Below are 12331 nucleotides of genomic sequence, written 5' to 3' on the forward strand. Positions count from 1 at the left end.
CGCAGAAAGTGCAGTGAAACACACTCGTGTCTGTTGCCATTGTCCATGATTGGCTCAACCAGGTTGGGGGCGCTGAAAACGTGCTGGAAGCGCTGACCCAATTCTGGCCGCGCCCGCCCATCTACACCAGCATCTACTGGTCGGCCCTGGCCCGGCAGCGTCCCGCGTTTGCCACCTGGGACATTCACACCTCGTTCATGCAGCGCCTGCCTGGCGTCTTCACCCATCATCAGACCTATCTGCCGCTCTATCCGCTGGCCTTCGAGCAGTTCGATCTGAGTCGCTACGAATTGGTCGTCAGCAACAAGAGCGGTTTTTGCCACGGCGTCATCACCGGTCCGGAAACCCTGCACCTCTGCTACTGCCTGACCCCCACCCGCTTCATTTGGAACTTCGATTCGTATGCGCAGCGCGAGGGCGGCCTTTCGCGCCTGGCTAATCTGGCCCTACGCCCGCTACTCAGCTATTTTCGCCTGTGGGATCGGCTGGCCGCAGATCGGGTTGACCATTTCATCGCCATCTCGCGCGCGGTGCAGCGGCGCATTGAAAAATACTACGGCCGCGCCAGCACCATCATCTACCCGCCGGTGGACACCGAGCGCTTCGTCCCCTCTGGCCGGCCGCCGGGCGATTACTACCTGGCCGGCGGCCGGCTGATCCCTTACAAACGGGTTGACCTGGCCGTGCGCGCCTTCACCCAGCTTGGACTCCCCCTGCTGGTCTACGGTGAAGGCCGCGACCTCGACAGCCTGCGCGCCATTGCCGGGCCGAACGTCACCTTCCTGGGCCGGGTCTCCTGGGCGCGCCTGGTCGAGCTTTTTCAGAACTGTCGCGCCTTCATCTTTCCTGGCCTGGAAGATTTTGGCATTGCCCCGCTGGAAGCGCAGGCGTGCGGCCGCCCGGTCATCGCCTTTGCCGGCGGCGGCTCGTTCGACACCGTTGTGGATGGCGAAACCGGCATCCTTTTCAGTGAACCGCGCGTCGAGTCATTGCAGGCGGCCGTGCGTCGCTTCGAATCGCTGACTCTTGATCCTGACCAGATTCGGCGCCATGCTGAACGTTTCAGCGCCGCGCGCTTCCGTCGCGACATGGAAACCATCATCGCCCAAAAGCTGGACGCGCATCGCGCGGCCCTGCGCCAGGCGACCCGCCCCCTACGCGACGCCGCGCCCTGACGCTACCGCGTCCGCCTGCGTCAGGCAGGCTTCGCAATCGTTGCTGCGGTTTCAACCGCCGAACCTATCGAGGCGATCTTACGAGGCGATCTTACTATGGAATTACGTCACTATTGGAACATCATCTTACGCCGCTGGTGGTTGCCGCTGGCCCTGGTTGCGCTGGTCGCCCTGTTCAGCCTGGTCACGCTGCGTCCCTGGCAGGCGCCGCCCCCTATCTACACGGCGTCCATGCGCTACAACGTTGGTTTGCAGCCAGAGCCGCGGCCGGCCAGCGTTTACACCTACGACCGCTACTACACCTGGTTGGGCAGCGAGTACCTGATTGACGACCTGAGCGAGATTGTCAAGGGCAGCGCATTTGCTGCGGCCGTCAGCCGTCACCTCGCGGACAGCGGATTGGCCCTCTCCCCTGGCGCCATTCAAGGCAGCACCCAGACCGGCAAACTGCACCGCATTCTGACCCTCAGCGTCAGCCGGGGCCATGCCGGGGAACTGAATCAGATCATGGTCGCCATCAGCCAGACGATGCAGGCCGACCTGGGCGCCTTCTACGCGGGCCTGCTCAATCGCGACGCCGAGCCGGTGCCGATCGCGGCCATCTTGATTGACGGCCCCCAGGTGAGCGCGGCCGGGCCGGGCCTGCGCGCGCAGCTCGAATTACCACTGCGCCTGGCCCTGGCGCTGCTGGTCGGGCTGGCGTTGTGCTTCTTCCTGGATTACCTGGATACCTGCGTGCGCGACCGCGCCGACCTTGAAGCCCTGGGGCTGGCGGTGCTTGCTGAGATTCCCCGGCGCTAACGGCCCTGATTGCTGGGGATTGGGGCTTTTTCATTCGTGTGGTAGAATCACAGACGCCCCCCATTACCCAAACGGAGATCAGACGTTTGGCTTGCACAGCCAGATAACGGAAGCGAGACGTCGGCAAGACTCATGGAACTACAAGATTATCTGAATATCCTGCGTAAACGCGGCTGGATCATCATCGCCCTGGCGCTGCTGGCGGCCGCGGCCGCGTTTGGCTTCAGCCTGACGCAGACCAAAATCTACCGCGCCAGCGCCAAGGTGAGCGTGGTGCCAGGCACGCCAGATTGGGGCCTGGGGAATACCGCGAAGGACCTGCTGCGCAATTTCGTCATCAACATTGACACCCATGACATGGCGCAGAAGGTCATTGACCGCGCACAGTTGGACATGACCACCTACGATCTGCTGGAGCGCACGGAGGTCAGCTCCGACTCCTCGAATTTCACCATCCAGATTGATGCCAAAGATGAACGCCCGGATGTGGCCCGGCAGATTGCCCTGACCCTGTCCGACATCTTTGTGGAGGAACGCACTGCATACTACAACCAACAGGACAAGCGTGACCGCATCGAGGTCAAGGTGATTGACCATGTCATTGATGCGCCGCTGTTCCGGCCCAATCCCACCCTGAACGGCGCGGCCGGCTTGGTGTTGGGCGCGGTTCTGGGCACGATCCTGATCTTGTGGCTGGAGTGGCTGGATGCCGATGTGCTGCGCACCCCGCAGGCGGTTGAAAAGCACCTGGGGCTGCCGGTGCTCGGCGCCATTCCCGCGCAGGCCGACTAGCGAGCGAGAGGGAAACGAATCATGACAACGAAAGACCTGGTGACCCTGCAAGACCCGCGGTCACCCATTGCCGAAGCGTATCGTGGCCTGCGCACCAATCTCACCTTCTCCAGCCTTGACCGGCCCTTGCGCACCATGCTCATCACCTCAGCCGGGCCAGAAGAGGGCAAATCCACCGTGCTGGCTAACCTGGCCGTGACCGAGGCGCAGGCGGGGCGCCGGGTTATCATTGTGGATGCCGACTTACGCCGCCCACGCCAGCACGAGCTGTTTGGCATCAGTAATGCCACCGGGTTGACCACGGCGCTGGCAGATGAAAAGGGCCTGCAGAACCTCTCTCTGCAAGCGACCGTTTTGCAGGCGACGGAGGTGCCAGGGCTGCGCGTGTTGACCAGCGGCCCCCTGCCGCCCAACCCCACCGAACTGCTGGCGTCGCAGCGCATGGCCGCGCTGCTGACCGCGCTCAGCGCGCTGTCCGATCTGGTCCTCTTCGATGCACCGCCGGTGGTGGTGGTGACCGATGCGGCTATTCTGGCCTCGCAGGTGGATGGGGTGCTCCTGGTTGTCAATGCCAACGGGACGCGGCGGGAGCATGCACAGCGCGCCCAGCAACTGCTCGCCAAGGTCAACGCGCGCATCGTGGGCAGCGTGTTGAACAATGCCGCGCCTGACCGCAGCTTGCGGCCATATTACAGGTGAAATCAATTGGGAAGCCCTGACAGAGAGGTAGTTTTGTGAAAGGACTCATTTTGAGCGGCGGCAAAGGCTCGCGCCTCTATCCGCTGACATACACGAACGCCAAGCAGTTGGTGCCGGTCGCCAACAAACCGGTCCTGTTCCGGGTGATCGAAGCCATTCGCGATGCCGGTATTCAAGACATCGGCATCGTGGTGGGCGTGGATGACAACGCGCGCCAGGTGCGCGAGGCGGTGGGCAACGGCAGCCGCTGGGGCGTGAAGACGACGTTCATTGCGCAGGAGGTTCCGGCGGGCCTGGCGCACGCGGTCAAGATCAGCCAGGAGTTCCTGGGCGATGATCGCTTCGTCATGTTCCTGGGCGACAATGTCATCGAAGGCGGCATCAGTCCCTTGATCCGCGAGTTTGCCTCCAGCGCGTGGAACAGCCAGATTGTGCTGACGCCGGTGGCCGAGCCGCAGCACTTTGGCGTGGCCGAACTGGACGAGACCCAGCGCATCGTGCGCCTGGTGGAAAAGCCGCGCAACCCGCGCTCCAACCTGGCGCTGGTCGGCATCTACATGTTCGATCATCACGTCTTCGAGGCGGTCAACGGCATCCAGCCATCGTGGCGCGGCGAGTTGGAAATCACCGATGCCATTCAGTGGCTGGTAGATAACGCCTACCAGGTTCATCCCTACGTCCACCGCGGCTGGTGGATTGACACCGGCAAACCGATTGACATGCTGGAAGCCAACAGCCGTGTGTTGGACGAGATCGAACATGTCATGCTTGGCTATGTGGATCGCGATTCGCAGATTGGCGGCAAAGTGACGGTCGAGCGAGGCGCGGAGATCATCAACAGCGTGATTCGCGGCCCGGCCATCATCGGTGAGAACACGCGTATCATCAACAGCTACATCGGACCGTTCACCTCCATCTACCATCACTGCGTGATCGAGGATAGCGAAATCGAGCACAGCATCGTGTTGGAACACAGCCGTATCGTGGGCATTGCGAGCCGCATCGAGGACAGCCTGGTCGGCCGTTACGTCGAGGTGGCACGCTCGCCCATCAAGCCGAAGGCGCTCAAGCTGACCCTGGGCGATCACAGCCGTATCGGCATCCTGTAAAGAGCCGCCGCGGGCAAAAAAGAGAAGATGAAGAGGAATGACTGACTGTGCGTAACTATCTGATTACCGGGGGCGCGGGCTTCATTGGCGCCAACTTCACCCACTACCTGCTGCGTAAATATGCAGACATCAAGGTGGTGGTGTACGACAAGCTGACTTACGCCGGCAACCTGGACAACCTGCTCGACGCGGACGACGATCCGCGCTACGCCTTTGTTCTGGGCGATATTGCTGACGCTGACACGGTGGCCGCGGCTATTCGAGACCATCAGATTGACACCATCGTCAATTTTGCGGCCGAGTCGCACGTAGATCGTTCGATCATGAATCCCGACGCGTTCGTCAAGACCGATGTCTATGGCACGTATGTTTTGCTGGAGGCGGCGCGGCGCTTCAACCTGGAGCGCTACCACCAGATTTCTACCGATGAGGTGTACGGCCATGTACCCGTTGGCTCATCGCGCGAAACCGACCCGCTGGAGCCGCGCTCGCCCTACGCGGCCAGCAAGGCCAGTGCTGATCTGATGGTCAACGCGTACCACATCACCTACGGCCTGCCGGTGACGATTACGCGTGGCTCCAACAACATCGGGCCTTATCAGTACCCGGAGAAGGTCATTCCGCTCTTTGTCACCAACGCAATGGATGACGTACCGCTGCCGCTGTACGGCGACGGCCTGCAGATGCGCGATTACCAGTACGTCGAAGATCACTGCGAAGGCATTGATGCCGTTTTGCAGCACGGTCAGATCGGCGAGGTTTACAATGTGGGTACCGGCAGCGAACTGCGCAATCTGGAGATGACCCACCTGGTGCTCGACACCCTGGGCAAGCCATCCAGCCTGATTCAGCCGGTGACGGACCGCCCCGGGCATGATCGCCGCTATTCCCTGGATGTGAGCAAGCTCAAGGCTTTGGGCTGGCAGCCGCGCCATTCGTGCGCGGAGGCGGTGGTCAAAACGGTGCGCTGGTACCAGGCCAATGAATGGTGGTGGCGCAAGATCAAGAGCGGCGAGCATTACCGCGAGTTCTACCAGCGCCTTTACGCGGGGCGCGAGGTATCGAAATAGGTTTGGGCAGTCTGCCGTAGGTCACGCCTCCGGCGTGACGACACCCTCTCTCGCAGAGCTTGCTTCTCTCATCCAACGTCGTCCGGCCAGGAGGCCGGACCTACGGGAACGGGGAACCGTAGGTCACGTCTCCGGCGTGACGACACCCTCTCTCGCAGAGTTTGCTTCTCTCGTCCAACGTTGTCCGGCCAGGAGGCCGGACCTACGGGAACTGCACCTTCATTCCTGTGACTTCATTCCTGTGACTTCATTACTATTGCCTCTCGTATGATGACCTGATAGACTGATTTCCGGTTATGGTTACTGCTGATCCCATTGTCAGCCTGTAGATTCATTGACGGAGAGGATTATGATTGTCTTGCGTGCCTGGTTTTTCATTATTCTTTCATTGCTGCCATTGCTGCCATTGCTGCTTCCCGGCGTGCGCGCTGCCCGCGAACCGGCGCTGCCAACCGTTGTGCGCACCGTGTGTCCCGTGGGATGCGCCTATGCCAGCATTCAGGCGGCCATCAACGCCTCGGCCGCGGGCGATCTGGTGGATGTGTTGGCGGGTGTTTACGTCGAGAACATCATGCTCAAGGCGGGGGTTTCGGTGCAGGGCGCCGACCCCGCGACCACGATCATTGATGGCAATCAGGCCGATCATGTCATCACGTCGCTCGATGCCGCCCTGGGGCCGGATACGGTGGTCAGCGGGTTTACCGTGCGCAATGGCCGCTCGGTCGAAGGCGGCGGCGTCGAGTTGTACCGGGCCTCGCCCACGCTGCGCAACCTGATTATTGAGTACAATTTTGCCATCAGTAACTTCGGCGGCGGCATCGCCGCCATCTCCGGCGCCAAACCGATCGTAGAGAACTGCATCATTCGTCACAACACGGCCCTGCGCGGCGGCGGCATCGGCGTGTACGACGCCAATAGCTCGATCACCCTGCGCAACACCACGATCATCAGCAATACGGCCAGCGAAAGCGGGGGCGGTCTGTTCCTCTTTCAGTTGGCAACCGCGACGCTCAGCCAGGTTGTCATCGAGGGGAACCGCGCGACCCGGCGCGGGGCTGGTGCCACTGTTGCGAATCAGAGCACGATGTGGCTCGATCAAGTCACGGTGCGCGGCAACGAATCGGTCACTGGGAGTGCAGGTGGGATCGCGGTTGATCTTGCCTCGCAGGTGACGCTGGAGCGCACGACGGTCATCAGCAACACAGCCCTGTTGGACGGCGCGGGCATCCAGGTGGATCGCTCCACGTTGGTAGTGCGCAACCAGTGTACGTTCGATGGCAATGTGGCCGGCCGCAATGGCGGCGCCCTGGCCACCAGCGGCACGGCAACCGCTGCCAGCCCGGTGACGTTGCAGGACACCATCTGGCGCGCGAATCGGGCGGCCAACCTGGGGGGGGCGGCGCTTTTCAATCCGAACACCAACCTGGTTTTCAGCGGCAACCGCCTGGAAGAGAACCGCGCCCTGAACGGCGGCGCCCTCTACCTGGTGACGATCAGCCCGACCCTGCAAGGCAATCAGTTTCGCCGCAATCAGGCCACGCAGTACGGCGGCGCGGTTGTGGTTGACCAGGGATCAAGCCCGACCCTCTTCGATAATGAGTTCAGCAACAATCAGGCGGCCAACCTGGGGGGGGGCGGCGCTCTGATGCTGCAAAGCGCATCCACGCCGCAGGTGATCAGCAACACCTTTACCAGCAACGTCGCGACCGCGGGCAGCGGCGGCGCGATCGTCATTCTGAACAACGCCAATGCGACGGTGAACGAAAACCGCTTCGAGAGCAATGCCGGCCTGGATGGCGGCGCCGTTTTGGTCTCCGCGGCGCAGGCGCAGATGCAGCGCAACACCTTCAGCAACAATACGGCGCAGCGCCTGGGCGGCGCGTTGGTGACGACGGCCCAGGCCAACCTGATCCTGCAGGACAACGTGTTTAGCGCCAACTCGGCGCAGACCAGCGGGGGCGCCCTGCTCATGCAGGGGAACTCCAGCGGGCTGCTGACGCGCAACCAATGGCTGAGTAACAGCGCCGTGAGCGGAGGCGCCGTCTACCTGATCGCGTCCGGCCCGACGCTGGCGGACAGCCTCTTCCGTGAGAACGTGGCTTCGCAATACGGCGGCGCATTGGTGGCCGATCAAGGCAGCCAGGTGACGCTGCGCGGCAACACCTTCGAGCTGAATGTGGCCGGGCTGAACGGCGGCGCCGCGCTTTTGCAGTCGGCCTCCACGCCGTGGGTGGAGGGCAACCGTTTCTTCACCAACACCGCGGCCTCGGGCGTTGGCGGCGCGTTGATCCTGAGCACTGGCGCCAATGGCGCCGTGCTGGAGAACGATTTCGCTGACAACCTGGGCCTGGATGGCGGCGCCCTCATGATCAGCAGCGCGACGGCGACCATCACGGGTAACCATTTTCGCACGAACACCGCGTTCCGGATGGGCGGCGCGCTGGTGGTGACCGACAATGCCAGTGCGATTGTGAGCAGCAATTGGTTTACAGCCAATACCGCGCTTTCCGATGGCGGTGCGGGGCTTGTGCAGCTTCACTCCAGCGGTCAGTTCAAGCAGAACCAGGTGCGCGACAACGTGGGGGGCGGCAAGGGCGGTGGGCTGCGCATCTTCGATGATGTCAGCATGACGGTGGATGACAACCTGTTTGCCGGTAATCAGGCGCAGGATGGCGGCGCTTTGCAGGTTGAGCAGGCGCAGGTGACGGCTGCACGCAATCGCTTCGAGGCCAACGTCGCATCCTTGCGCGGCGGGGCCGCGCAGGTTGCCGCGGCGGGAGAGCTCACCGTGCGCGCCAGCACGATCGTTTCCAACACGGCCGGCAGCCACGGCGGCGGTCTGTACGCGGCGTCCGGCGCCGTGCTGATCGTGCATGACACCCTCCTGCTGGCCAATCGCGCCACGTCAGCCGGTGGCGCCATTCGTTGGATCAGCGCCGGCGGTGAATTGCGCAACAGCCGCGTGCTTGACAACTGGGCAGGCGCCACCGGCGGCGGAGTCGCCAGCAGCGGCAGCAACCTGCTGCTTTTCGGCAATGTGATAGGGACAAACAGCAGTGGTCAGTTGGGCGGGGGCGTCTACCTGCAGGGCGTCTCCCAGCCTGAGCTGCGCAACAACTTGATCGTGAAGAACAGCGCGTCTGTGCAGGGCGGCGGCATTTTTGCCATAGACGGGCCGGTTGCCAACCTGTTGTACAACACGATTACAGACAACGATCTGTCCGGGGCCGGAGAGGGGGTCGGCGCGGCCGGCGGCAGCAGCCTCACCCTGCGCGGCAATATCATCACGCATAATCAGCGCGGCATCGTGGTCAGCAGTAACAGCACAGCGACCCTGGTGCGTAACGATGTGTGGAACAACAGCCAGGCCAACTATGCCGGCATCGCTCCTGGCGCAACCGATTTGAGCGTTGATCCCCGATTTGTCACCGACGCCCTGGGCGATTATTATCTCAGTTGCCGGCGGGCCGGACGCAGCAGTGACAGCTCTCTGCTGGACGCCGGCCCGGACACGGCCGCAACCGTCGGTCTTGCGACGCTGACGACCTGTGGCTTCAATTTGCTCGACCAGGGTCAGGCTGATTTGGGGTATCATTATCCGTTGTTTGTCTATGCATGGGTTCCACGCGCCTTCTTCCCCTATGTCCGTTGATCGCGCCGCGCCGCTGTCGCTGCGTCTGCGCCGCAGTGCGCGCGGGGCCATGCATCGTTATCCCCACGCGCTGCTCGTGGGGATCATTCTGTTGGGCGCCTGTCTGCGCTTTCTACGCCTGGACTGGCAGGACATCTGGCTGGATGAGGCCTTTTCGCTGCACATGGCGTCCTTGCCCTGGAATGCAACCCTGGCCGCCCTGCAGCAGGACGTTCATCCGCCCTTGTTCTACGCCCTGCTCCATGTCTGGCTCTCTGTGCTGGGAGACAGCGCCTACGCCCTGCGCCTCCTGTCGGTCATGACCTCTGTGCTGGCTCTGCCCGTTCTGTACACCCTGGGGCGGGCGTTGCGACTGGAACGGCCCTGGAGCCGGCTGCTCACCTTTTTGCTGGCCGTGGCCTATTTTCATGTGCGCTTCGCCCAAGAGACGCGTTCCTTCAGCCTGCTGGTGCTGTTGACGCTGCTCTCCATGCTCGGCTTCGTGCGCTGGCTCGCCCGGCGTCAGGCGCGCACACTCCTGCTGACTGCTCTCGTCAGCGCCGCGTTGGTCTACACCCACTACTATGGCCCCCTTGTACTCCTGGTGCAAAGCGCGTGGTTGGCCTGGCATGGGCGCTCCTACCGGGCATGGCTCTGGCCCTGGACGCTGGCCCTGACCGGCGTGGGGCTGGCCTTCTGGCCCTGGCTGTCCATCGTTCAGCAGCAGGCAAGGACATTGCCCAGTCTGACGCACCAGACGCCTTTCGCGCTTGCCACCCTGGGTGATCTGCTCTACCGCTTTAGCGGCCGTAGTGGTTTGCTCGCCGTGCTGTGCGGCCTGCTGATCGGGCTGCCGAGGCTGGCGGCGCGTTGGCCCGGCGCGGCGCGCGCGCTGGGTTTGACGCGCGCGCGTCCGCCATTGCCCCTGGCGAGCCTGCTGCTGTTGTGGCTGACCCTGCCTGTTCTGCTTCCCCTGTTGTTCAGCGGCCTGGCGGCGACGTTCACCTATCGCAATGCCATCATCAGTCTGCCGGCTTTTTGGCTGTTGGTGGTCATGGGTTGGCGGCAGATTCGTGCGTGGCGCGTGCATGGGGTGTTGTTGGCCCTGGTGCTGACGCTGAGCTTGCCAGGACTCTTCCGCTACTATGTGGAGCCAGACAAAGAACAGTGGCGCGCGGCTGTGGCCTGGATAGCGCAGGTCGCGCAGCCCGGTGATCTCATTTTGTTCGACACCGGCCCCACGCGCCAGCCCTTCGAGATTGCGGCCCGCGCCACGCTCATGACGCTGCCGCGGGAGACCTTTCCCAACTTCGAGGGCGACCCTGCCGCCTTCGTGCGCCGCTACGCCCGCCAGTACCCGCGCATCTGGCTCATCGCCACGGTCTATGGCGAAGCTCGCCTCGACTGGCGCCTGGGTCTGCTGGCGCCCTACTATCGCCTGCAGGGGCTGATGCCCTTCACCGATGTCATGCCGGTCCTCCTCGAACGCCGGCCCTGATCTCGTCCCCCCTTCTCCTCTCCGTACCGCGGAGAGGAGAAGGGGTCGGGGGTTGAGGAGAGGCTCTCGTCCCCCCTTCTCCTCTCCGTACCGCGGAGAGGAGAAGGGGTCGGGGGTTGAGGAGAGGCTCTCGTCCCCCCCTTCTCCTCTCCGTACCGCGGAGAGGAGAAGGGGTCGGGGGTTGAGGAGAGGCTCTCGTCCCCCCTTCTCCTCTCCGTACCGCGGAGAGGAGAAGGGGTCGGGGGTTGAGGAGAGGCTCTCGTCCCCCCGGGAGGGGGGGGTGGGGGCTCCCCCCCCTTCTCCTCTCCGTACCGCGAGAGGAGAGGAGAGGCTCGTCCCCCTTCTCCTCTCCGTACCGCGGAGAGGAGAAGGGGTCGGGGGTTGAGGAGAGGCTCTCGTCTTTCCGCGTCAGGCGGTCGCGTGAATGAGCCGGTGATTGAGAAAGATGGCGGCGGCAAACAGAGTAATGGCCGTGGCCTGGTGCAGCAGCGCCAGCGGCAGCGTCACGTCGAAGAGCACCACGCTGATGCCGAGCAGAATCTGCACGCTGACGATGGCGACCAGGGTTGCCGCACCGGTTCGGGCGCTGCGCAGGCTGTCGTCGCCGGCCGCACGCCGGTAGACGACGTAGGCCAGCGTGAGCACGACAAAGGCCAGCCAGCGATGGATGAATTGCACCGTGGCCAGACTGTCCACCAGGTTACGCCACCACGGCTCGATCAGCGCCAGCAGCCCCGGCGGAACCAGGTAGCCGAACATGAGCGGCCAGGTGTTGGACACATGGCCGGCCTTAAGCCCGGCGGTCAGCCCGCCATAGGTGATTTGCAGGAGCACAACGGCGGTGAGCACCAGGCCAAGGGAGGCAAGGCGTACACGGACGCCAGGCTGAGCGGGTGTGATCCGGTAAGTGTGATTGAGCGCCGTCCACAAACAAAGGGCCAGCAGCGCGAGCGCGGTGAGCAAATGCGCAGTCAGGCGATAGTGACTGACGCTGGGGCGGTCCACCAGGCCGCTGGCAACCATGAACCAGCCCATGAAGGCCTGAAAGAGAAACAGGGCGCCGATGCCGATGTAAACGCCGGATTGACGCCAGGGGATGAAGCCGCGCAGCAGGAAGTAGGCCAGGGGCAGCGCCAGCACCAGCCCCACCAGGCGCGCAATCAGCCGGTGAACGTACTCGACATAGAAGATGGACTTGTACTCGTCCAAAGACATGCCTGCGTTGACTTTTTGATATTCGGGCGACTGCTGATACTTGGCAAATTCCTCCTGCCAGGCTTGTGCTGTCAGCGGCGGCACCACACCGGTAATGGCATTCCACTCAACAATGGAGAGGCCGGAGCGGCTCAGGCGGACGTAACCGCCGACCACCACCATCAACGCGACCATGACCGCCACGGTGTACAGCCAGGTGGTGACGATCGGGCGCGTCTGTGGTTGGGCGGCGGCGCGTGCGGTGTATGGCGCGCCGGACAAAGCAATCGAGTCTTTCATGCAAACTCCTCGAACAACAGGGGTTCAGGTTGGCGCATCTTACCACGTTCCCCGCGCAGGAG

The 12331-nt window shown here is 63.1% G+C and carries 9 protein-coding genes; 8 read left to right on the plus strand and 1 reads right to left on the minus strand.

The window, feature by feature from the left end; genetic code table 11:
* The first annotated feature begins 26 nt into the window (after window positions 1-26).
* From IPF85_RS20410 to IPF85_RS20445, 8 genes are all read left to right on the plus strand, one after another.
* Window positions 27-1175, plus strand: coding sequence for a glycosyltransferase (locus IPF85_RS20410; RefSeq protein WP_343409903.1), 1149 nt, complete (start codon window positions 27-29; stop codon window positions 1173-1175).
* A 96-nt stretch (window positions 1176-1271) separates the two neighbouring features.
* Window positions 1272-1976: a hypothetical protein gene (locus IPF85_RS20415; protein WP_343409904.1), complete on the plus strand. Its 705-nt coding sequence runs from the start codon at window positions 1272-1274 to the stop codon at window positions 1974-1976.
* 132 nt (window positions 1977-2108) lie between these two features.
* A complete protein-coding gene (locus tag IPF85_RS20420) occupies window positions 2109-2768 on the plus strand; it encodes a Wzz/FepE/Etk N-terminal domain-containing protein (RefSeq protein ID WP_343409905.1) in 660 nt (219 codons plus the stop codon).
* 21 nt (window positions 2769-2789) lie between these two features.
* Window positions 2790-3467: a CpsD/CapB family tyrosine-protein kinase gene (locus tag IPF85_RS20425; protein WP_343409906.1), complete on the plus strand. Its 678-nt coding sequence runs from the start codon at window positions 2790-2792 to the stop codon at window positions 3465-3467.
* A 35-nt stretch (window positions 3468-3502) separates the two neighbouring features.
* Complete coding sequence (locus IPF85_RS20430; RefSeq protein WP_343409907.1) at window positions 3503-4576, plus strand: glucose-1-phosphate thymidylyltransferase; 1074 nt, start codon at window positions 3503-3505, stop codon at window positions 4574-4576.
* A 47-nt stretch (window positions 4577-4623) separates the two neighbouring features.
* A complete protein-coding gene (rfbB, locus tag IPF85_RS20435; RefSeq protein ID WP_343409908.1) occupies window positions 4624-5646 on the plus strand; it encodes a dTDP-glucose 4,6-dehydratase in 1023 nt (340 codons plus the stop codon).
* Window positions 5647-5995: 349 nt separating this feature from the next.
* Window positions 5996-9298: a right-handed parallel beta-helix repeat-containing protein gene (locus IPF85_RS20440; protein WP_343409909.1), complete on the plus strand. Its 3303-nt coding sequence runs from the start codon at window positions 5996-5998 to the stop codon at window positions 9296-9298.
* The gene (locus IPF85_RS20445; RefSeq protein ID WP_343409910.1) at window positions 9288-10775 is read left to right on the plus strand and encodes a glycosyltransferase family 39 protein; all 1488 of its coding nucleotides are present in this window, start codon (window positions 9288-9290) and stop codon (window positions 10773-10775) included. The genes IPF85_RS20440 and IPF85_RS20445 overlap by 11 nt, the downstream gene beginning before the upstream one ends.
* Window positions 10776-11183: 408 nt before the next feature.
* Here IPF85_RS20445 and IPF85_RS20450 read toward each other — a convergent pair whose 3' ends face one another.
* Window positions 11184-12269 (minus strand): COX15/CtaA family protein, encoded by a 1086-nt coding sequence (locus IPF85_RS20450; RefSeq protein WP_343409911.1) that lies wholly within the window; start codon window positions 12267-12269, stop codon window positions 11184-11186.
* Between the last annotated feature and the right edge of the window lie 62 nt (window positions 12270-12331).

This window comes from Candidatus Amarolinea dominans (assembly GCF_016704685.1).
GTDB lineage: Bacteria > Chloroflexota > Anaerolineae > SSC4 > Amarolineaceae > Amarolinea > Amarolinea dominans.

What these genes read in the sequence shown, in the direction of transcription:
- IPF85_RS20420 (WP_343409905.1), top strand. Translation starts at nt 2,109, where the DNA reads ATGGAACTACAAGATTATCTGAATATCCTGCGTAAACGCGGCTGGATC.
- IPF85_RS20445 (WP_343409910.1), top strand. Translation starts at nt 9,288, where the DNA reads ATGTCCGTTGATCGCGCCGCGCCGCTGTCGCTGCGTCTGCGCCGCAGT.
- IPF85_RS20450 (WP_343409911.1), bottom strand. Translation starts at nt 12,269, where the DNA reads ATGAAAGACTCGATTGCTTTGTCCGGCGCGCCATACACCGCACGCGCC.
- IPF85_RS20415 (WP_343409904.1), top strand. Translation starts at nt 1,272, where the DNA reads ATGGAATTACGTCACTATTGGAACATCATCTTACGCCGCTGGTGGTTG.
- IPF85_RS20440 (WP_343409909.1), top strand. Translation starts at nt 5,996, where the DNA reads ATGATTGTCTTGCGTGCCTGGTTTTTCATTATTCTTTCATTGCTGCCA.
- IPF85_RS20425 (WP_343409906.1), top strand. Translation starts at nt 2,790, where the DNA reads ATGACAACGAAAGACCTGGTGACCCTGCAAGACCCGCGGTCACCCATT.